Source organism: Nesterenkonia haasae (genome assembly GCF_010119385.1).
In the GTDB taxonomy this organism is placed as follows: Bacteria; Actinomycetota; Actinomycetes; order Actinomycetales; family Micrococcaceae; genus Nesterenkonia; species Nesterenkonia haasae.
In genome coordinates this window covers 149,219-170,667 of sequence record NZ_VFIE01000021.1, presented here as the reverse complement: position 1 = coordinate 170,667, position 21,449 = coordinate 149,219, and the positions used below count along the sequence as shown (strand labels likewise).

General features: G+C 61.2%; 19 protein-coding genes, 1 tRNA gene and 1 other RNA gene. 12 read left to right on the top strand and 9 right to left on the bottom strand.

Annotated elements, in window-relative coordinates; all coding sequences use genetic code 11:
* Window positions 1-22 precede the first annotated feature (22 nt).
* A complete protein-coding gene (locus tag FH975_RS10485; protein WP_202923178.1) occupies window positions 23-1,018 on the top strand; it encodes a glycine betaine ABC transporter substrate-binding protein in 996 nt (331 codons plus the stop codon).
* 71 nt (window positions 1,019-1,089) lie between these two features.
* Here the strand turns inward: FH975_RS10485 and FH975_RS10480 are convergent, their stop codons facing one another.
* Complete coding sequence (locus tag FH975_RS10480; protein WP_162321297.1) at window positions 1,090-1,668, bottom strand: aldolase/citrate lyase/malate synthase family protein; 579 nt, start codon at window positions 1,666-1,668, stop codon at window positions 1,090-1,092.
* 49 nt (window positions 1,669-1,717) lie between these two features.
* Window positions 1,718-3,079, bottom strand: coding sequence for an isocitrate lyase (gene aceA, locus FH975_RS10475; RefSeq protein WP_162321296.1), 1,362 nt, complete (start codon window positions 3,077-3,079; stop codon window positions 1,718-1,720).
* 348 nt (window positions 3,080-3,427) lie between these two features.
* On the opposite strand from aceA, the gene FH975_RS16635 reads away from it, so the two are divergent.
* Complete coding sequence (locus FH975_RS16635; RefSeq protein ID WP_235928655.1) at window positions 3,428-4,078, top strand: thermonuclease family protein; 651 nt, start codon at window positions 3,428-3,430, stop codon at window positions 4,076-4,078.
* Window positions 4,079-4,091: 13 nt separating this feature from the next.
* Here the strand turns inward: FH975_RS16635 and FH975_RS10465 are convergent, their stop codons facing one another.
* Window positions 4,092-4,496 carry a hypothetical protein gene (locus FH975_RS10465; RefSeq protein ID WP_235928654.1) on the bottom strand — a complete coding sequence of 135 codons (405 nt, stop codon included), beginning with the start codon at window positions 4,494-4,496 and terminating at the stop codon, window positions 4,092-4,094.
* 89 nt (window positions 4,497-4,585) lie between these two features.
* Window positions 4,586-4,682, bottom strand: an RNA gene (gene ffs / locus FH975_RS10460) — signal recognition particle sRNA small type.
* An 82-nt stretch (window positions 4,683-4,764) separates the two neighbouring features.
* On the opposite strand from ffs, the gene FH975_RS10455 reads away from it, so the two are divergent.
* Both FH975_RS10455 and FH975_RS10450 read left to right on the top strand, forming a co-directional pair.
* Window positions 4,765-5,544, top strand: a complete 780-nt coding sequence (locus FH975_RS10455; protein WP_162321295.1) for a tyrosine-protein phosphatase — start codon at window positions 4,765-4,767, stop codon at window positions 5,542-5,544.
* Window positions 5,545-5,633: 89 nt separating this feature from the next.
* A tRNA-Ser gene (locus FH975_RS10450) sits at window positions 5,634-5,725 on the top strand.
* A 111-nt stretch (window positions 5,726-5,836) separates the two neighbouring features.
* Here FH975_RS10450 and FH975_RS10445 read toward each other — a convergent pair.
* Both FH975_RS10445 and FH975_RS10440 read right to left on the bottom strand, forming a co-directional pair.
* Window positions 5,837-6,679 (bottom strand): NAD-dependent epimerase/dehydratase family protein, encoded by an 843-nt coding sequence (locus FH975_RS10445; RefSeq protein ID WP_153078893.1) that lies wholly within the window; start codon window positions 6,677-6,679, stop codon window positions 5,837-5,839.
* A gap of 109 nt (window positions 6,680-6,788) precedes the next feature.
* Window positions 6,789-7,358: a DUF1697 domain-containing protein gene (locus FH975_RS10440; RefSeq protein ID WP_162321294.1), complete on the bottom strand. Its 570-nt coding sequence runs from the start codon at window positions 7,356-7,358 to the stop codon at window positions 6,789-6,791.
* Window positions 7,359-7,515: 157 nt separating this feature from the next.
* Between FH975_RS10440 and FH975_RS10435 the strand changes: the two genes are divergently transcribed.
* Entirely contained in the window at window positions 7,516-11,598 is a 4,083-nt protein-coding gene (locus FH975_RS10435) for an ExeM/NucH family extracellular endonuclease (protein ID WP_162321293.1), read from the top strand.
* Between the two features lie 39 nt (window positions 11,599-11,637).
* On the opposite strand, the gene FH975_RS10430 is transcribed toward FH975_RS10435, so the two are convergent.
* Entirely contained in the window at window positions 11,638-12,957 is a 1,320-nt protein-coding gene (locus FH975_RS10430; protein WP_268896718.1) for an ethanolamine utilization protein EutH, read from the bottom strand.
* 404 nt (window positions 12,958-13,361) lie between these two features.
* Between FH975_RS10430 and FH975_RS10425 the strand changes: the two genes are divergently transcribed.
* The 7 genes from FH975_RS10425 to FH975_RS10395 all read left to right on the top strand — a co-directional run bounded on the left by FH975_RS10425 (window position 13,362) and on the right by FH975_RS10395 (window position 19,914).
* Entirely contained in the window at window positions 13,362-14,591 is a 1,230-nt protein-coding gene (locus FH975_RS10425) for a cytochrome P450 (protein WP_153078897.1), read from the top strand.
* Window positions 14,592-14,653: 62 nt separating this feature from the next.
* Window positions 14,654-14,848 (top strand): ferredoxin, encoded by a 195-nt coding sequence (locus FH975_RS10420; RefSeq protein ID WP_153078898.1) that lies wholly within the window; start codon window positions 14,654-14,656, stop codon window positions 14,846-14,848.
* Window positions 14,849-14,854: 6 nt separating this feature from the next.
* Window positions 14,855-16,120, top strand: a complete 1,266-nt coding sequence (locus FH975_RS10415; RefSeq protein ID WP_202923177.1) for an NAD(P)/FAD-dependent oxidoreductase — start codon at window positions 14,855-14,857, stop codon at window positions 16,118-16,120.
* Between the two features lie 29 nt (window positions 16,121-16,149).
* Window positions 16,150-17,637 carry a glutamine synthetase family protein gene (locus FH975_RS10410; protein ID WP_162321291.1) on the top strand — a complete coding sequence of 496 codons (1,488 nt, stop codon included), beginning with the start codon at window positions 16,150-16,152 and terminating at the stop codon, window positions 17,635-17,637.
* Window positions 17,637-18,353: a substrate-binding periplasmic protein gene (locus FH975_RS10405; protein ID WP_162321290.1), complete on the top strand. Its 717-nt coding sequence runs from the start codon at window positions 17,637-17,639 to the stop codon at window positions 18,351-18,353. Before FH975_RS10410 ends, FH975_RS10405 begins: the two co-directional genes overlap by 1 nt.
* Window positions 18,350-19,099, top strand: a complete 750-nt coding sequence (locus tag FH975_RS10400) for a gamma-glutamyl-gamma-aminobutyrate hydrolase family protein (RefSeq protein WP_162321289.1) — start codon at window positions 18,350-18,352, stop codon at window positions 19,097-19,099. The genes FH975_RS10405 and FH975_RS10400 overlap by 4 nt, the downstream gene beginning before the upstream one ends.
* 2 nt (window positions 19,100-19,101) lie before the next feature.
* Window positions 19,102-19,914 carry a gamma-glutamyl-gamma-aminobutyrate hydrolase family protein gene (locus tag FH975_RS10395; protein WP_162321288.1) on the top strand — a complete coding sequence of 271 codons (813 nt, stop codon included), beginning with the start codon at window positions 19,102-19,104 and terminating at the stop codon, window positions 19,912-19,914.
* Here FH975_RS10395 and FH975_RS10390 read toward each other — a convergent pair.
* Together FH975_RS10390 and FH975_RS10385 are read right to left on the bottom strand one after the other, a co-directional pair.
* The gene (locus tag FH975_RS10390) at window positions 19,895-20,608 is read right to left on the bottom strand and encodes a cache domain-containing protein (protein ID WP_162321287.1); all 714 of its coding nucleotides are present in this window, start codon (window positions 20,606-20,608) and stop codon (window positions 19,895-19,897) included. The genes FH975_RS10395 and FH975_RS10390 overlap by 20 nt on opposite strands.
* The gene (locus tag FH975_RS10385) at window positions 20,598-21,428 is read right to left on the bottom strand and encodes a FadR/GntR family transcriptional regulator (RefSeq protein ID WP_153078904.1); all 831 of its coding nucleotides are present in this window, start codon (window positions 21,426-21,428) and stop codon (window positions 20,598-20,600) included. Before FH975_RS10385 ends, FH975_RS10390 begins: the two co-directional genes overlap by 11 nt.
* Window positions 21,429-21,449: the final 21 nt, after the last annotated feature.

The following is a 21,449-nucleotide window of genomic DNA, read 5'->3' as shown; positions in this document are numbered from 1 at the left end:
ATGTAGGAAAGGACCACTGAAGATGAAACTCTCATCGACATTCCTGAAGTCCACAGCCATCGCCTCGATGCTCGGACTGACTCTCGCCGCCTGCGGCGACAACGGTGACAACGGCGAAGAGCCTGATGACGCTGACGTAGAGGACACTGATACTGACACCGATACTGATGCCGAGGACGAAGACGACGCCGCGGAAGATGACGCGGACGACGATGGTGAAGCGGCCGGTGACGGCGGCACCATCACACTCGGGTACATCGAAGGCTGGACCGACGGTTCATCTATGACCTTCTTGTGGCAACACATCCTTGAGGAGCAGGGCTACGATGTCGAGATCATGGCCCTCGGTGACGCGGCACCGGTTTACCAGGGATTGGCAGACGGCGACATTCACGTCTACCCCTCAGCATGGCTGCCTGCAACTCACGAAACATATATGGACCAGCATGGCGATGCACTTGAGGATCTTGGCGCCTATTACGAAGGTGCTGTGCTGACCCTGGCTGTGCCGGAGTACACAGACATCGACTCCATCCCAGAACTCCTGGATGACCCGGAAGCCTTTGACAACCAGGTGGTCGGCATTGAGGCAGGGGCCGGGCACATGGCAGTGACCTCCGAGACGGTCTTCCCCGAGTACGGTCTGGATGAAGAGTTTGAGCTGGTTGAATCCTCAACTGCTGCGATGCTGTCCGAGTTGGACAACGCCATTGACGCCGAAGAGGACATCGTCGTCACCCTGTGGCGTCCGTTCTGGGCATACGGCTCCTGGGACCTGAAGGATATCGAGGATCCAGAGGGACACCTCGGTGAGGAAGAAACCCTCAACCTCGTAGCTAACGCCGACTTCTCCTCCGAGTTCCCCGAGGTAGCTGAGTGGATGAGCGCGCTGGAGCTCGACGATGACCAATACGCCGAGCTCGAAGACCTTGTGGTCAACGAGTACGACGACGGCCCCGAGGGCGCTGTCGAATGGGCTGAAAACAACCAGGACGTCATTGACGAGCTGGTCAACTAACACCATCAGCACGCACTGAACCCCCGGAGACCTCGAAAACTCCGGGGGTTCAGTGGGTTAATGGGCCGGTGTCAGGCGACCTGAGCCTGAGCTCCGGAACGGGTCATCAGGACTGCTGCGCTGCAGGCCTGGCCGTCCTCGTCGTCGTCCATATCCGGCTCGCCGGGCCGCAGGTGAATAGCCCGGATGGCGCCGTCGGGCAGATTCATCAGCTGCTCAGCCCGGATGAAGAGCTCCTGCCAGATCTGCAGTTCCTCCTCGCCTTCCGTCCCGAGAAGTGAGACGAATGGTGCCCGACCTTCCCACATCAGACGCCGTGCGTTGCGGTGGATGTGCAGACCGAAGTCGACAATCCCAGCCGACAGCGGACTGCCGTTGCAGAGAATCCTGTCCTCACTGCGAGTCAGCCGCCGTGGACTGATAAAGCTGCTGGGAGGCTCGGTGAGGTGCCGGTTCACCAGCGCCTGCCAACCGGAGGCAGACCGCGGTGTCTCCGAACCCAGCCCCAACTCAACCAGCCGTGGGGAGAATTCACGGTGAAGCACTGCCAAGAACTCCAGTGCTGCGCCGGTGAACAGTTCGTTCTGCCGTGGCACGGATGGCCCGGCGAGAGTTATTCCGTTGATGGTGATGGTCTGTCCGGTATTCATGACACTTCTTCCTTATCTGTTCACGTTCGGGTCTGCTGCCCGGTGAACTCTAAAATTGGCCCTCTTCAGTGGATCCCCGCAGCGCAACTGTCGAGGATTCGGGATTCAATGTGGTGGAGACGGCGTCGAAGTACCCGGTGCCGACCTCTCGCTGGTGTTTGGTGGCGGTGTAGCCCTGAGCCTCAGCGGCGAATTCCTTCTCCTGCAGTTCCACGTAGGCCTTCATCTGATCCGTGTTGTAACCCTTGGCGAGCTCGAACATCGAGTAGTTCAGAGCGTGGAAGCCCGCCAGGGTGATGAACTGGAAGGTGAAGCCCATCTTGCCCAGTTCCCGTTGGAACTTGGCGATCGTGGCGTCGTCGAGGTGCTTGCGCCAGTTGAAGGACGGCGAACAGTTGTAGGCGAGCATCTGGTCCGGGTACTCCGACTTCACCGCCTCGGCGAACTTCTTGGCCAGTTCCAGATCTGGAGTGCCGGTCTCCATCCAAATCAGATCAGAATAGGGAGCGTAGGCCTTGGCCCGGGAGATGCAGGGTTCGATTCCATTGCGGACCTTGTAGAAGCCCTCAGCGGTGCGCTCCCCGGTAATGAAGGGCATGTCGCGCTCGTCCACGTCTGAGGTGATCAAAGTGGCCGCCTCTGCGTCAGTGCGGGCGATGATCACACTGGGGGTGTTGGAGACATCCGCGGCGAGCCGTGCTGACTGCAGGGTGCGCACATGCTGCCCGGTGGGGATGAGGACCTTCCCGCCCAGGTGGCCGCACTTCTTTTCGCTGGCGAGCTGATCTTCCCAGTGCACTCCCGCCGCACCGGCACCGATCATCTGCTTCATGAGCTCGTATGCGTTCAGCGGACCGCCAAAGCCAGCCTCCGCATCTGCGATGATCGGCACCATCCAGTCCTCCACGGTGCGGGTGCCTTCCAAGTACTCAATCTGGTCAGCGCGCATCAGCGCGTTGTTGATCCTGCGGACCACTGAAGGAACTGAGTTCGCGGGGTAGAGCGACTGGTCCGGGTAGGTCTGGCCGGAGAGGTTGGCGTCACCGGCGACCTGCCAGCCGGAAAGGTAGATGGCGCGCAGGCCGGCCTTGACCTGCTGGACGGCCATATTGCCGGTCAGTGCGCCGAGGGAGTTGGTGAACTTCCCGGCGGCGTGCTCCTCGGTGAGCTGGGCCCACAGTTTTTCAGAGCCGCGCTTTGCCAGCGTCTGCTCCTCCTGGACAGTGCCCTGGAGGCGAATGACTTCCTCAGCGGTGTAGTCGCGGGTGGTCTGGCTCCAGCGGGGGTTGGTGTCCCACTCTTTCTGGAGGGCCTGGGCCTTCTCCTCGAATACATCCCGAGTCTCGGGCTGGAAGCCGGTCGGCTGCGAGGTGCCGTTCTGTGCTGCGGCGTTGGTCAGGGTCTCAGTCATGGGAATCTCCTTTGATTCGTGGGCGTCATCTCTGACATTTCTCAGTTTTCGCCACTATGCAAGGCCCGCGCTACCTCAACTCAGGTAAAGAAATGCATTTCTTTGCGTTTTCGAAGAACGAGCGGAACTGGCCCCCATTTGTGGCCGACATCACCGGTTCCACCGGGCTGCCTGTCGGCCCGCACCGCCCGATTGTCAAAAAATGCCGTTCTGAAGCGTTCGATGACACTGAGAATGAAGTGATCTGACATTTGGCGGAGGCACACAGAGGCAAGAGAGGTATAGGGGCGTCGGCCTCTGACAGGCGGCACCAGACATGTGGGGGCCTGGCGCTACAGTGTTGGTCCCATGAGCACCACGCAGCGATTCTTCAACGGCGCCGCTGGTAGGTCTGCACGGCGGCCGGTACGTGTGCGCCGCGGGCTGGGTACGCCGGGGACACGTACCGGGTCAGGGTGGCGGAGGCGGCCGACGGCGTCCAGCGCCCTGGCGTGGTTGGCAGTGGTCGTCCTGGCCATTGCTGTGGCTGGGGTGCTCGCCTGGTGGGAGCAGCGCCCGCTGGAGGTCCCGGACGGTTTCTCGGAGGACGCTGTAGTCGCGGAGATGGTCCGGGTGGTGGACGGTGACACCATCGTGGTGTCCATGGAGGGGGAAGACGAACGGGTCCGACTGCTCAACATCGACACACCGGAGACCGTCCATCCCACCGAGCCGGTGGAGTGCGGCGGACCTGAAGCCTCAGCGGCGATCAGTCAGCTGCTGAGTCCAGGCGACGTCATCGTCCTGGAGTTCGATCAGCAGCTGCGGGACCGTTATGACCGGCTGCTGGCGGCAGTGTTCGTAGAGGATGTGTTCGTCAATGAGCGCATGGCCCGCGAAGGCTGGGGCGAGCCGGCGTATTACGCTCCCAATGACCGGTTCCTGGCCGTCGTGGAGCAGGCGTGGGCGCAGGCGAGGGAGGAAAACGCCGGGGTGTTCTCACCCCAGCTGGTGTGTTAAGCGGGAAGGAGGGCTAGGCGTTGGCTTTCTTCCAGCGGCGGGCCTGAATGAAGCTGCGAACACCCAACACCAGGTAGACCACAAGCACAATCAACGACACCAGTGCTGAGATGACAGCTGCCGGCCGCTCGGCCTCGCCCGCGAACAGATCGCCCAGACTCATCAGCGGCATGATCATGCCCAGGGCGCCGATCAGCGCGATGACCAGGGCGATGTGCACACCAACCATCAGGTTCTTCAGGGCGATCGCTCCGCTAACCAGCAGCAGCAGCCCTACCAGGGCGGGAATCAGTGCGGTCCAGTGGTCGGTCTCGTTGGTGAGCGAGAACAGATACCCACCAAGGCCAACCACCACCAGAATTGCGCCAGTGATGAAGGTCAGCTTGGGCATGGGTGAGGCGACGTAATCGCGGGACATGGTGCTCCTTGGTTCGTGCATGGGAGAAAGGTCTGTGACCCCATTCTACCGCTGTCTTCTACATTGGGTAGAAATTAAGATTCCTGGGCATTAAGAACCCCACGCGCACCTGCCAGAGCCCGCTTACCCTTGCTACCTTCCGGTCCTGGGGGAGTTCAGCAGGATGACACCACGCGTGGGGCCAGCCACCATGGTAGCGCGTGATTCGCGGTCGACGCGAACTGCCCAGCTGCGGGCGCCACCACCTGCGTCCTCTAAAATGACAGCAATGACATACGACGACGCCACCCTCACCGCTCGGCCCCTTGTGAACCTCCGCGACCTCGGAGGAATCAGCGTGGAGGGTGGCAGGCTTAGGCCCGCGGCGTTGTGGCGCGCAGATGATCTGACCATGTCACCCCGTGAGGAGATCGCCGCTCTGGCGGAGCAAGGGCTCTCTGCGGTTCTCGACCTTCGTTCCACCCCGGAGGTCACCCGCTCCCCGCACCGGATGGCCGGCGAACTCGGCGTCACAGCCCACCACCTGCCGCTGGCAGAGATGGCCGTCCACCCCCTGGCGCTGATCGAGGTGGCGCCGTCCATGCAGTCGCCGGCCGATGTGGGCCGCTGGTACGCCGGGCTGGTGCGAAGCCACATCCACGAGGTGGCAGAGGGCCTGGAAGTGATCGGCAACTCCACCGGAGGTGTCCTGTTCCACTGCGCAGCAGGTAAGGACAGGACCGGCATCCTCGCTGCTGTGGTGCTGCAGCTTCTCGGAGCTGACCGCAGCGTGATCGTAGAGGACTACGCGCGGACAGAGCAGAACCTCACAGCGATCTTCGACCGTCTGGCCCATGCCGCGTACAGCCGGCCGGATCACGAGTCTGAAGACGCTAAGCGCACTGCAGAGTTCTTTGCGTCCAAGCACCCACTCTTGTCAGCACCGGCCGATTCCATGGATTCAATGCTCACCGAGCTGGGCGGAGCCTCAGGCTTGGCCGAGTTGCTCAGGCGCGAAACAGACCCAGATCTGCTGGCCGAGAATCTCCACACCAAGCTGGTCGCATAGTTCTTCGTAGCGGTCCCATCCGGCCGATGTGCGAACCCCTCGGGTAATCCGCTACGATGTACCGGTCCTCGAAACTGCAGGACAACGTTGGAGACGTGACCGAGCGGCCGAAGGAGCCACCCTGGAATGGTGGTGCAGGGTTAATTCTCTGCCGAGGGTTCAAATCCCTCCGTCTCCGCCAATCAAAAATATCTGAAAGATGATGATTTCGTGGGCCCCGAACCGTTAGGTTCGGGGCCCACGAATGTATATGAGGCATGGCCTCTCCTGCGGAGGGAAGGCTCACCCGGGGTTAGGCATCTCTCCAGGAGTACCGTGGCGCATAGCCCAGCTCGCGACGAGCCTTATCAATGGACAGCAGCGTGTCATGGACTCCAATGTCACCATGGACCGGTACCTCAGGAAAGACCTCCGCGACCAGTTCCGCATTCGGTCGGGACATCACCGTGTCAGCCGCCGCGATGATGTAACGCTCAAAACCTGGCCCTGCCCCGGTCAAAGCCCGCTCAATGGCCTGAGCTCCATCCCGGGCGTCAATGTAGCCCCAGAGATTCCATTTGCGCAGCATCGGGTCAGCGTCGAAGTCCGGGAACGCTTCATAGTCCTCCGGGTTCATGACATTGGAGAAGCGCAGAGCCGTAATGGACAACTGCGGGTTCCACCGCACGAGCTCGATCGCCAACTGCTCCTCAAGGTGCTTCACCAGCGAATAGGTCGATTCGGGGCGAGCCGGATACTCCTCGTCCACAGGAATGTAGGGCGGTGGCGTGTCGAATGGCAGACCCAGCACCGTCTCGCTCGAGGCGTACACAATGCGGTCGATCCCCAACCGCGTTGCCGCCCAGAACACATTGAAGCTGGCGGTCATGTTGTGGTGGAACGTCGCTACATCCGGGCGGATACCCGGGGCTGGAACTGCGGCGAGGTGCACCAGGGCATCGAATCCGTCGTGCCGATCCCCTACACCGCCAAGCGAGTCGATCACCTCCCCGTAGTTCGTCAGGTCGACCTTCACAAAGCCAGCTCCGCGCGAACCTTCGACGTCGAGTCCGATCACCTCGTGACCTGCCGCGCGCAGTTCACGCGCCACCACGGTGCCGAGTTTTCCTGTAGATCCTGTCACTGCTATCCGCATTGCACTTCCCCTATCTCCTGCGTGGCAACGGTCACATCTCCTCCAGGATACGGTGACTCGCCAGCCTCCCTGCTACCTGGTGCGAAGACGCCCGGGCGATGACGCGGCGTTACGGGGAACCGGCCTGCTCCTGAAGCAGATCGAGGAGTTTCAGCGTGGTATTCCAGTTGCGGATTGTCACCGTAAGATACACCGGTCGGCCGACGAGCTTACTGAGCCAACTCCGCCCCGCCTCCGGGTGAGTTGACGCGGGGCGTCTGTAGTACACCACCCCCGGCCCCTGCGCGGCACGGTCGATCTCAGGACGCACCGGCACATCGGCGAAGACCTCCTCGGCGTTCTGGTCCAAGCAGAAGATCACGTCATATCGAAAACGCTCATTCTCGGTGCCGAAGTCTGACGGTGCCTGTTCGACCGCTTGGGCCAACTGGCCGTGGCTCAGACACAACACGCGAACGATGCTGCTATCCAGGGCGAAGCTCCTTATCAGGAGCTGCTCGATCCGGCTGCTGATCTGTTCGGCGTTCAGCTCCGAACGCAGCACGACATTGCCACTTTGAATGTAGGTGCGAACATCCAGGAACCCGTGCTCTTCCATCAGCTCCCTGAGGTCGGCCATTTTGATCTTGTTCTTGCCGCCGACGTTGATCCCGCGCAGCAGCACGGCATACGTGTTCATCGCGACTCCCTCACCTTCAGACGACTTGCTTCGCACTGATTAAGTAAACCCGACCCGTGCCCACTCAGCAGCTGTGGGTGTCAACGAGCCGTCGAGTCACGGTCATTTGGGGTTCCCGTTGCATTGCGTTCACGTTCATCTGGCTAAGCTGGGGCCTGTGCTCTTCCAGACAAAAGCCTTCACCCTCAGCAGCCTGACCCTCGCCTTCGTCGGTGCCTCCACCGCAGCAGCGGTGGCCGAGACTGAAGAAACCCAGGACGGCGTCGTCGAACTCCAGCTCATCAATACCAACGACTTTCATGGCCGTCTGGAAGAGTCTGCCTCAGCCATGGCCTGCACAGTGGACGCCTACCGGGAGCAGAACCCCAACACGGTCTTCACCGGCTCCGGCGACCAGCTCGGCGCCTCCACCTTCACCAGCTTCATCCAAGAGGACGAGCCCACCATTGAGGCACTCAACGCCATGGGGATGGAAGTCACCAGCCTCGGAAACCACGAGTTCGACCAGGGTGCTGATGACTTCGACAACCGGATTGTTCCGCTGTCTGATTTCACCTGGCTGGGAGCGAACGCCCGTGATGCGAACACCGGTGAGCACCTCTATGAGCCCTACGAGGTCATCGATGTCGACGGCGTGCGCGTTGGCTTCATCGGCCTGAACACTGAAAACATGCCCAGGCTGGTCAACCCGGAGGGCATCGCCGGTATTGAGTGGACCTCCATGTCCGCCGAGGCCAACTACTACGCCGATTACCTCACAGAGAACGATCTCGCCGATGTGGTCACCGTCCTGGTTCATGAGGGACTGCCCGGATTGAGCCTGGACTCCGCTTCCGGCACCACGTTTGGAGACCTGATCTTCAACGCCCATCCGGCCATTGATGCCATGTTCTCCGGGCACACCCACCAGACCTATGTGTACGACGTCGAGGGGACGCCTCTCCTTCAGGCCGGCGAGTACGGCGAGAACCTCTCCCTGGTGGAGATCTCCTATGACACTGACTCCGGGGAAATCATCGATTCCCAAGCTCGCCTGATCGACCTTTCCTCCGATGAGCTCGCCTGCGACTCCCACCCAGAGGTGGACCAGATCGTGGCCGACGCCGTGGCCGTGGCCGACGACCTGGGGTCCGAAGCGGTCGCCACTGTCCCAGGAGAGATTCCGTTCGCCCGGGCGCAGAATGGCGACGGGTCAGAGAACCGCGGAGCCGCCTCCACAGTAGGCGAACTGGTGGCCGATGCGCAGCTGTGGGCGGCCCAGACCACCAACCCTGACGTGGACTTCGCCATCACCAACTCTGGCGGCCTCCGCGCTGATCTGCCGCTGGGCGATGTCACCGTCCGCGACCTCGGAACCGTCCAGCCCTTCGCCAACACCCTGGTCAACCTCACTTTCAGCGGCGAGCAGGTCCACACCCTGTTTGAACAGCAGTGGCGCGATGACGAGGGCCGCTTCTCCCGGCACGGTCAGTCCAGCAATGTGTTCTACACCTACGATCCCGAGGCTGCCTCAGGCCAACGCATCACCGGAGTGTGGATCGACGGCGAACCGGTGGACTCCGAGGGCACTTACCAAGTGACTATGAACAGCTACATGGCGGCCGGCGGTAGCGGGCTCACCGTCACGGGTCAAGCCGCGCAGACCATCGACACCGGCCAGAACGACCTCGAAGCCATCGTCGAGTACGGCCGTGAAACGGGCACCCTGGAGCCGAGTCTGGACCGGGGAAGCCTCGGCGTCGAATGGGTCAGTGACGACGACGCCGTCTACTCCCCTGGTGATGAACTCGCCCTGAACATCTCCTCGCTTGCCTTTTCACACCCAGATATTCCAGCGGGAGAGACTCTGGAGGTTGAACTCGGCGACTCCGTCACCGAAGAGTTCGAAATCGACGACAGCTACGTCAACGAGACCGACGAACGCGGCCAGGCGCAGGTCAGGCTTGAAGTTCCGAACGAGCCCGGCGAGAACGGTGAGCTCCCGCTGGTGCTCACCGAGGCCGTCACGGGCACTGAGGTAGAACTGTCCATCCAGGTCAGTGCGCAGGACCAGGAAACCGAAGAGGTTGCTATTTCAGACGTCGTCGACCGTTTGGATGAGCATGAGTCCACCGGAGATATTCCCGTCACCACGCGTGGTGTAGTGACGGGAGTCTACCCAACAGAGCGCAGCCGGTCCGGGTTCTTCATACAGGCCGAGGGCACCGGCGGTGACCTGAACCTGGAGTCCCATGAGGGTTCAGAGGCCATCTTTGTCTACTCCCCACCCACAGTGGGCGAAGATCCCGGTGACGCCGATGTTGAGATCGGCGACTATGTGGAGCTCACCGGAGATGCCACCGTCTACGAGGCCAGCGGCCAGAAACAGATCACGCTCTTCCCCGGCTCGGACCAGACGCCGCACCACGAGCTGATGGTCATAGACGATGAAGACTTTGACCCCGTGCTGCCAGCGGAGATCACGGTGCCCGAGACGGCAGAACAACGCGATGCCCTCCTGGGAATGCTCCTCGCCCCGCAAGGCGACTACACCGTCACCGACCACTACACACTCAACCGATTCGGAGAGATCGGAATCGTGGCCGGTATGGACCCCCTGTTCAACCCCACCTCAGTGGTTGAGCCCGGCGAACCGGCTGCGCAGCTCGCCGAGGAGAATCGCGAGCGACTGATTTATTTGGACGACGGCGCCACCAATGATTTCCAGACCTCAGATCTGGAACTGCCCTACCTCACTGCCGATGACCCAGTGCGCGTGGGCGCGGCGGTCGAGTTCGAACAGCCGGTGATCCTCCACTACGACTTCGACGAGTACCGGCTGCAGCCCACCACCCGTCTTGACGGGCCCAATGACCCGGCCACCCCTGCCTCATTCGAGAACACCAGGGCCGGACATGAAACACCCGCTGAGCCGCAGGCCGATCTGCGCATCGCGGGTTTCAACGTGCTGAACTACTTTGTGAGTCTTGGTGAGGATGAGCCCGGCTGTGAGTTCTACGCAGACCGCGAAGGCAACCCGATCACCACTGACTGGTGTGAGGTCCGCGGCGCCTGGAGCCAGGAGTCCTTCGAACGGCAGGAGGCCAAGATCGTAGCCGCCATCAATGCCATGGACGCCGATATGGTCGCGCTGCAGGAGATGGAGAACTCCGGGCACTTCCACCCCGACGGCGACCGGGACTTCGCCCATGCAGAGCTGGTCGACGCACTCAACGAAGACCTAGGCTACGAGGCCTGGGACTACGTGAGCGAGCCTGCGGACGTCCCGGCTCTCGAGAGCGAGGATGTCATCCGCAACGGATACATCTACAAGCCCGAGGCGCTGGAAGTGCTCGACAGTTGGATCCTGTTCGACGAGGGCGTCTCCGAACTGAACCCCGAGTACTTCGACGCACTGGACCGCGACCTGGAAGACATCTACTCCAATGCGCGCGAACCCTTCGCCGTGCAGTTCCAGCCCGTCGACGGGAGCGAAGAGGACCAATTCATCGCCGTCGTCAACCACTTCAAGTCCAAAGGAGCCTCCGGGGTTGAGGATGATGACCCCAATGCGGATCAGGGCGATGGTCAGTCCCCCTGGAATGTGGACCGCATCGCCCAGGCTGAGGGCGTCCAGGCTTTTGCCGACGCCCTGGTGGAGTCCACAGGCACCGAGAATGTGCACCTGATGGGTGACTTCAACTCCTATGAAAATGAAGATCCGCTGCAGGTGTTCTTCGCATCCGACTACACCAACCTCTCCGCAGCTTCAGGAGACTTCAGCTACATGTTCCAGGCGGAGGTGGGATCCCTGGACCATCTCATCTCCTCCCCCGCTGCCGCCGCGACCGTCACGAATGCGGAGATTTGGCAGATCAACGCGGTGGAGCCGATCGCACTGGAGTACTCACGCTTCAACTACACCGCCAGCGATATCTTCCGCTCCGACCAGTGGAGATCCTCCGACCATGATCCGATTGTGGCCGATATCGCCTTCGCCAGCGGCGAGACTCTCCCTGCGGAGGAAGAGCCTGCCACTGGCGAAGAGGGCGACTCCAGTGTCCCACCGGAGGACGACGGCGCCGCAGCCGACCCTGACTCCGACGACCCCTCCAGTGGGGCTGAGGGTTCAGGTATTGGCACTGGACTGGCCGTCACCGGTGCCGCTATCGGTGCCATTGTTCTTGCCGCGCTGATGCTGCTCGGCCTAGGCGCCCTGATACTCCGGGCCTCCCGCCGCGACCTTGAATCCATCGACTAAGGCTCCCTCGAGTCGCCCAGTGGAGACCGGCGATCCCGCCTACGGCACCTGACCCCATTCCTTGCCACGACCTACAGGGGGAGCGCCCGTTTCCAAGACTGTTGCCTCAAGGTCTGCGGCCGTTTCATTCACTTCCGCATGCTCCTGGGCGCGGAGATCCTCTTCCTGGTCCTGGAGTTCCAGACGACGGGCGTACGGCAGCGCCAACCAGATGGCGAAGACCACAGCGAGCAGGCCTCCTGCCAACTTTCCGACCACCATGGTGACAATCATGTTCGGTTGGAATGTGGCTGTGAACGCGAGGTAATCGCCAACGGCGAAGGCAGCACAGACCATGAATGCGATCGTGAGCACCTTGTCCTTGGGCGGCATCAGGCGGACAAGCTGGAAAAGCGCTACGGCATTGGCCATTGTCGCCAGGAAGCCAGCGATACCCGCCTCCGAGATGCCGATTCTGCGACCGGCTACCTCCAGAGGTGCCGCAAGGAGCTTGCGAATCATGTAAATGAGAGGGAATGCTCCGGCGAGCATGACCGCGATGTAACCAACAATCTCCAGAGCCCTGAACTGGTCCTCCGCGTCAGCAATAAACGGAGCAAGTGGCCAGCCGCCAAAGATGGTTGAAAAGGCGCCTGTGAAGTATTCTGCCACCGACAGCGCGACAGCGGCGGTGGTGATGATCTGCAGGAAGCGTCCGAAGAAGAGGAATGCTGCGATCATTTTCTGGGTGAAGAAGCGCAAAGCCAAGGACAATAGGCCCATCATGATTGCCAGCGGTATCAGGTTCAGCAAAACCTCACCGTAGCTCAGGTCGAATGGACGGGTTCCTGGTCCCGTCGCATCCACTCCCTCACGAAGCGGGACACCGCTCTGAAGCAGGATGATGGCCATGAATAGGGAGGCGAAGGGGATGGCGAGGAAACCTGACATCACACCCAGAGCGAGGTATTTGTGGTCGCGCTTCTCAAGGATTGACAGGCCCACTGGAATGCAGAAGGCAATCGTTGCTCCTGCCGTCAGGCTGACGGTGAAGGCGAGTATCCACGCGCCGTGCCCATCGGCAACCTCGTAGGCCAGGTGGTAGGCGCCCAAATCACTGGGAATGAAGGTGCTCGTGGCAATGGCGGCATCCGAGTGCATCGCTGAGTAGACCGGCGCAACCACAGTGTTGATAGCCGGCACGATCACCGGGATAAGGGTCATGATTCCTGCGATGGGTATAAAAATATGACCCATCATCAGAATTCCTTCTTTGAATTCTAGGCCGAGCTGTGAAGTGGGGCGGATTATATGAGCTCCAGCTCCAATTAAAAGAGATATCATCATTATATATATGATGATTTCACCTAAGATTTCCATCGGTAATCCCTCCATCGCCGCGTCACACCCTCCCCTCATGCGAGCCGTAGGGGTGTGACTGAGATTGACACCTAAACCTCTGGGTTTGGTTGATAAAACTCTAAGCCCCGGATGCTGTGATTGCGGTCACATTTTGGTAACGAAATCTCGAGATCTCTTGCCATTGCCCGTTTCGCCTACTCCTAATTCACAGTGATTTGCACAGGAATCGCGGTGATTCCGGCATTTTCAGCGAGACCGTTGGCAATCTCCCCCCGGCGTCGCTGCAGTGCAATCCGGAAAATGATCGGGGATTGCATATACCTACAATCCTGTTAGTATTCTTACTCACACAGGGTGACGCAGCTTACACAGGCAAGCCACGCGCCGACTCGCTCATCCCTCACGTCGATAGGAGAACCGTCATGACGACCACAGCCGCAGAGGTCCCCTACCTGGACATTTCTCATACGGACTTCGCCATGGCCTCCGAAGCCGTCCGCGACGCCCGTGATGCTCACTGGTACGCACGCACCAACTACGGCATCGCAGTCCTGGCCTATGCCGACGTGTCCACACTGATGAAGAGCCCTCGCATGATCCAGGGCTCGGCCAAGTGGCCTCAGCACCACGGGGTGCACGACGGACTGTTTCACGATTGGTGGGCCCGAAACCTGCTGGTCCTGGAAGGTGAGGACCACCACCGGATACGGCGCCTGGCCAATCCGGCATTCTCCCCGCGGAAGATCAAGGCTCTGGGGCATCGTTTTGATGAGCTCGCCGAGGAGCTCATAGACCAGTGGATCGACGACGGTGAAGTTGAGTTCGTCGAGGGTTTCGCAGCACCGTTCGCGACCCGAGTGCTGTGCATCATGCTCGGTATCGATGAGGACGAGTGGCCCATCATCAACCGGCTTGCCTCCACCGTCGGCGCCGCCCTGGGCGTGAACATCAAACAGGAGATCGAAGAGATCGACGCGGCCCTTGAGGAGCTGCACCGCTATGCGGACAAGCTGATCTCTGATCGCCAACAGAACCCCAAAGATGACTTCGTGACCCGCCTGGTTGACGCCAACCGGGACGGAGACAGCCTCAGTGACGCTCAGCTGCAGAATCTTCTGGTCCTACTGATCTTCGGCGGAATGGATACCACCCGTAATCAGCTCGGTCTGGCGATGCAGTCCTTCATTCGCCAACCCCACCAATGGGAGCTTCTGGCCTCCCGTCCGGCTGAGCTGGCTGAAGCTGCAGTGGAAGAGTCGCTGCGAGTCAACCCAACAACACGGTGGGTGACACGTGAAGTGGCGGAGGCGTTCGAGCATAAGGACTTGAAGTTCCAGCCGGGCGACACAGTCCATATGTTCACCTACGCGTCAGGAACCGACCCTGAGGTGTTCTCAGACCCCACACGAATCAATTTGGAAGCTGAGCGAAAGCCGCACTACGCCTTCGGTGGAGGCGTCCACCACTGTTTGGGCCATTTCGTCGCCCGCTCAGATATGCAGGCCGCCCTACCGGCACTGGCAGCTCGCATCACGAACCTGCGAGTCGTCGACGGCGGGGACGAATGGATGCCCGACTCCGGCAATACCGGTCCCGTCCGGCTGAGGATCGCTTTCGACAAACGAGACAACACCTCGCAGAACCAAGGCTAGAGCTCATCGCCCGAGCTCCGCAGAAGCTGGAGCTCAGCCCCCACGTGGAAAGGACACATCGCATGAAGATCTGGGTCGACAGGAACATCTGCGACAACCATGGGCAGTGCGCCATCGCAGCGCCGGACAACTTCACCATGGACGACGACGGAGTCCTGCAGTACAAAGAAGACTTTTCTGACGACGAGCTCGAATACATCGAAGATGCCATTGATGTCTGCCCCGTGCAGGCCATCTTCCTTAAGGGAGAACAGTGATCTGACGTGGCTGTTCAGGTTCAACCGCAACGCATCATCGTGGTAGGCGCCTCAATGGGCGGACTGCGAGCTGCCGAGCAGCTGCGCGGCGCTGGGTGGCAGGGGGACATTCTTCTCATCGGAGATGAACTCCACCCGCCGTACAACCGGCCGCCGCTTTCCAAAGAGGTGCTGGCCTCCAAGCACCAACCTGAGGAGGCGCTGTCTTCCGTGCTGCTGCGCCAGCGCGCATCAGCCGCGTCGCTCACCTTCCGCCTGGGGGAAGCCGTGGTAGCCAGCAATCTCATCGATAAGACAATCACCTTAGCGTCGGGAGAAAAGCTGACCTATGCCGGCCTAGTCATCGCCACCGGTATCCGCCCCCGCCGACTTCACCTACCGGGGCCTGCCTCAGGACGCTACGCGGTGCGGACCCTGGACGACGCACTCACCCTCCGGCAACAGCTCACCCCGGGGACCAAAGTGCTCGTCGTCGGTTGCGGTTTCGTCGGCTGCGAGGTGGCGGCTACTGCCCTGAGCCTAGGGTGTGACGTCCACCTGGTAGAAGGTTCCAACGGACCCATGCACCGCGCGCTGGGACCCACGGTCTCCGCTGCGGTCCGTGACTGGCTGCTGTTGCGCGGGGTGCAGATGCACACCGGAAGCGTCATCCAGGAGTTCCGTTCAGCGCCGGATGATGACGGTGGCCTGCGCGCCGCCGGTGTACGACTCACTGACGGCACCGAGATGAACGCTGATGTCATCGTCGAAGCCGTCGGGTCCATCCCCAACACCGAATGGCTTCAGGTCAACGACCTGGACCTGACGGACGGAGTGAATGTTGACAACCATCTCCGGGTGCGCGGAGCCCATGCCGCCGTGGCCGTAGGAGACGTGGCCCGCTACCCGGACCCGTGGACAGGGGGCTTGCCCCGTCGCGTGGAACACTGGCAGGGCGCCATCGACACAGCTAAAACGGCGGCGAAAAGCTTAGTCGCCGAACTCACCGAAGCAGAACTCCCGGCTCCGTACTCCGCTATCCCCAGTTTCTGGAGCGATGTCTTCGGAGTACGCGTCCAAGGAGTCGGCGCACCTCACTACGGAACCGAATGCAGAGTCATCGAAGGCAGCCTCGCTGCCATTGAGGACGGCGTCGCCGTCGCCTACGTCCGTGAAGAAACTGTGGTCGGTCTGGTGACCCTCGGCTTGCCACCAGGCCGCATCATCCAACTGCGAAAACACCTCAGAGAACCAATCGCTGAGCTCACCCCGGTACAGCTGACCACAAGCTGAGCTGCCACACCATCGAGATGGGAACCATCATGACTGCAACACACATCGAAACCGATCTTCCCTCCGGCCATGAGCCACTGCTCCACCAGCTGTCTCAGGCAAGTCGCACCGCCGGGCAGAGCCTGACCAGCATTTTCAAGGAGGGCATTCAGTCAGCACTGGCGGACCGTGAGGCATTCCAACGTCACCAGAGTTCGAACCTCTCCGAAGAGACGGTGGAACGCATCACCGAGCAGATCGCCCGATCCGGGGTCAAGTACATCTATTACACGATTCCCACCCTGAAGTCCCGCACGGTGGCCAAGATGGTGCCGGCTCGGCACATCGTGCGGAACCTCGAGCGCGGCATCAACTTCCACAGGACCGCTATCTCGGATCTGCAGAGTGATGTCTTCGGCAACCTCATAGGTGGGATCACCGCCAAAGAGTTTGTGGCACTTCCGGTGGCTGAAACGTTCGAACAGTATCCCTGGGACGGCGAGGTCGGCCGGATCTTCTGCACCACCTACGAACCGCCTCACCTACCCGGTATTGGTGGCAGGCCGTTGGGCACCGATTCCCGTGCGAACCTATTGCGTACGCACCAGCTGATGAAGGACACATTCGGTCTGACGATGAAGACCGGCACGGAACCCGAAATGACCTGGCACGGCGATTCCATCAAGCCAGTCCTGATTCCGGGTCATTCCCCGGCCTACCAGGTCGAAAACTTGGAGGGCATGCGCCCCATATATAAGCGGATCCAGGAGTATGCCACCAGCCTCGGCTTCGACATGATCGAAACAGACTACGAGGACCAGGGCCAGATCGAGTGCAATTGGAATTTCGACGACGCTGAGCTCACCGCAGACCGCCTCGTGACGTACCGCCAGATCTGCGCGCAGGTGGCTCGGGAGTTCAATGTGGAAGCAAGCTTCATGCCGAAGCCCTACCTCGGTTCAATGGGCAACGGATGTCACCACAACATCAGTCTGTGGGATGCAGAGGGCAACAACACCTTCGTCATCAACGGGGTTGAGGAACTGCACATGTCGCAGCTTGGCCGCTGGGCAATCGGCGGTATTCTCAAGCACGCCGCCGGCATGATGCTGGTCATGTCCAGCACAGTCAACTCCTACAAGCGATTCTGGGACCCAGGTCAGTTTGCGCCGGCTGAGGCCAACTGGGGACTGGATGATCGCGGCAGCTCCGTCCGGATCTCCGCCAACGGCAGGGCAGAGATGCGCATCCCTGACGCATCGGTTAACCCCTACCTGTCCCACTCCCTCCTGCTGGCTGCGATGGCTGACGGAATCGGCAACCGCATCGAGCCTCCGGCACCAGGGGCCTCAGGTGAGGCTCTGCCGATGACACTCGGTGATGCCCTTGACGCTTTCAAGGCCGATGACTATATCCAGAGCACACTTCCCGAGGAGATGGCTTCGCTCTATCTGGAGCTTAAGACCGATGAGTGGGCCCGCTACTGCGGCGCCGTCACCGAGTGGGAGTACAAGCAGTATTGGCAGGCAATTCCGTGATGAATGATCTGAAACTCGCGTGTATCGACTCGCACGCCCCGCCTCTGTTCGACCTCTCCCCTGACGGCGGGCGGACCCGCACCGGGTATGAGCCCGAAGTAGCTGCGATGGTGGCTCAGGAGTTGGGCCTCGAGCCGACATGGATGATCACTTCCTGGGACACCATGATCCCAATGGTCCAGCGGCACGAAGCCGATGCCGTCTGGTGTGGCCAGGGCATTATTCCCTCCCGGCAGGAGCAGCTGGACTTCACTCGTCCCTACGCGATCTTCGACGAGTCCGTTCTGGTCCGCGCCGGTGACCCTGCTCGGGGACCCGGCGACTTCTCCGGAAGGCGGGTCGCTGCGATAGCCGGCAGTGCGAATATGCAGCTGGCGGAGACATTTCCCGGCGCGATCACGGTTGCGTTCACTGCCTCTGACGACGTCTTCGGCGATATGATCACCGCAGTCCGCAACGGCAGCGTCGACGCAATGGTCGACGACGACGTTGTGACGGTCCCCCTGGGTGAGGATCCAGACTTCGATATTGCCTTCACCTCTCCGACGCAGAACGCCTGGGGCGTGGGAGTAGCCAAAGACAGACCGGAGCTCCTTGAAAGCCTGAACGCTGCGCTCAGCCGACTCATCGACTCCGGAGAACTTCAGCAGGCCTGGAACCGGTGGATGCCTCAGCTAGCGTTTCCGGCGGACATCCTGACAGGAAGGCCCTCATGACGGTGATCTCTCTGACGACTCGCCCGCGCATCGGGGTACCGGCCATGTCCTCACGATCGATCCATGGACTGCGCTACTCGGGATCTGTGGTCGCCAACGCCGTGCTGGAGGCCATCATCCGTGCCGGCGGCCAGCCGCTGATGATTTTCCCCGGTGCGGAGTTCACCGATTGGGACCTGCTGGATGGCGTGGTTCTCCCAGGGGGTTCAGACATTGACCCGGCTCGCTATGGTCAGCATCCTGAGGAGCAGCTGACGCTGACCGACTTCTCGGGGCAGGACGACGCTGATGCCCGAGCCATCCACGCCGCGGAGTCCCTGGGACTCCCCGCACTGCTGATCTGCCGCGGTATGCAACTGTGGAACGTCGAACGCGGAGGCACCCTGATCCAGCACTGGCCCACGGATCCGCAAGAGCATATCGACACCGTCCACGAGGTGCGCATCTCGTCTGAAAGCCGCCTGGCACGTGCGCTCAGCGGTAACACCACTATCGATGTGTCGAGTTACCACCACCAGGCTGTCGGTGAGATCGGCCGAGGGCTGCAGGTGGTTTCCCGGGCCGAGGATGGATGCGTGGAGGCGATTGAAGACCCCGAGCACAATATAGTGGCCGTACAGTGGCACCCAGAGGACCGCGCACAGCACCACCCTGGGGACAAGGCACTCTTCGACTGGATCGTCGCAGCCGCCCATCACCATCGCGCTCTCGCTGCCACCATCACGCACAATCAGGAGGTCTCGTAAACATGTCAGCCCAGGAGACGCCTGTCCTCACCCGTGACGATGTGATGCCCCCAGCGGCGGCGTCGGCTGAGGCTGATGTGGAGATTGTCGTGGTCGCTCAGCTCAACCTGCCGGGCCAGAGCCTTGAGACGCACCAGTTGCTGCGCCGTTTTACCGCTGTGACGCTGCGCACACTGCAGGATTTGGGTGCGCGAATCCACCTGATCGACGCCGCCAGTGAAGAGCCGGACTTTGACGTGCTGGCAGCGGCCGACGGTGTCCTGATGCTGGGTGGGGGCGATATCGACCCGAGGTTCTACGGACGCAGCGGCCCAATGGCCAATGAGTACGGTCGCGACCCCGTCTCCGACACTCGCCAGCTGGCCATCACTCGCTGGGCCATCGACAACGACGCCACGCTTCTGGCTGTCTGCAGGGGATCGCAGATCCTCAATGTGGCCTGCGGTGGGACCATCATCTCCGATATCCAACCCTCAGCACTGCACCACGGGCAGAAGGGCGAACCCAGTTTTCTGAATGAGACGCTCACGCTTCAGCCAGGCACCAAGGTCCGTGAGATCTTCGGCCGCGAACGGCTTACGGTGCGGAGCGGACATCACCAGGCAGTGGAAACTGTCGGTGAGGGTCTGCGAGTAGCCGCCATCGCCGACGACGGGGTGGTGGAAGGCACTGAACGCATCGACAACACCTGGATCGTAGGGGTTCAGTGGCATCCCGAAGACGATGACGGGTCGGAGACAGACCGGCTCGCGTTCTTCAGGGCTTTCCTGGACGCGGCGCGCTCACGTGCTTCGCTCACTCCCAGTACAGGCTGAGCGTCGGCACCCGGGTGGGCAGCTCCAGGTGATGCCCGCTTCCGGCATTCTGCTCCAGCAGCTCACCGGGGAGGAAGCGCGCCGTCGTTGAGCAGACGATCCGGCCCTGAGCTCCCAACAGCACAAAACGGCCGGAAACGTTCTTAGCTTCTCGCATCATCACCTGTTCGAGGGTGCTGACCTCAATGTCTGATCCGGCGACGCCGACGAAACCATGATCATCGGCGAAGGGCACCGCAGCGGTCAGGATATATTCATCGACCCCCAGAAAGTCCACGTAGGGTGCGGTCATCTTCGGCTCACCAGTAGCCTTCGGCTCAGCGAACCATGGAAGCTGCATAAAGTCGTAATAGTCCCGGGAGTGTTCGTCGAAGTCGAACCCGTAAGCTTCTGCGGCTCCCGTGGCACCCCGTACCCGCCAAGGAATCAGCTGCTCGGGCGAGACGATGCGGTCTGGATCGAAGATGATCCCCGCACCGTAGACGAGTGCATGACGTTCAAGCAGACCGTCCGCCTCAGCCTCCATCATTCGCAACTGGTCCGGCGCGAACGGTCCCCAGCGCAGAGAGTGAGAGTTCTCCGCCCCAAGCCGACTCAGCACTAACGCCGCAGCCGCCTCGAGATCGGCAAACAGACTATCGAGGTCTTCGGCTAGCGAGTGCGCGAAGCGGCGGATTTCGTCTTCAACGGGCATGGTTGTCATCCTTCGAACCTTCATGCAGGGCGAGAGTCAGTTTCTGATCGATCATGTGGAAAGTGTCATCTTGGATGCGTTGGGCCACAGCACTCGCGGCGGCCTCACGATCGCGTCGATGCAGGGCCTCCATCATTTGCCCGAAGTACGGCAGAACCGAGCTCTTGCTCCGCGGACTTCCCAGCGGAGCCCATAGCAGCTCGGATGACTCCAGCTGCAGGTGCAGCTGCGCCACAAGCAGCCGTCGGGACTGGGCACTCACTGCTATTTCCAGCCATATCCTGCTATCGGCTCGGGCGAGAGTGTGGGTCCCGTCAGCACGTTCGAAGGCCTCAACGAGCCGCTCGATCGCGTGGAGGTCCGAATCGACCGCACGCGTTGCCGCCAGTTGAATCGAGGCAGCAGAGATTGCTGAGCGGTGATCGCCCATATCGCGCAGCTGCACGACGCTGAGGCCTTCCAAGCGTTGGCGCATCATCGGCACCGAAGAAGCCGGCAGTGAAACGACGAACGTCCCCCCGCTGCGACCGCGCCGGGTTTCGACCAACCCTTTGGAACGCAAAGCTGACAGAGCCTCGCGGACCGTAGTGGGTGAGACCCCGAATGACTCCGCCATCTCCACCTCGCTGGGGAGTCTGTCGCCTTCGCGGAGCAGACCCAGCGACATGGAGTCGCGCAGCCTGGTCACAATGGCCTCGGCGCGGTCGATTTCGGGAAGGGCGCGATAGATGTGCTGACGCAACCCCTGTGACCCACCTGAGCTGGACCGTGCAGCCGAAGAGGGATCGGACCCAAAACTGTGATCATCGGTGAGGGTCACGAGCGTCTCCTGGATACCTGG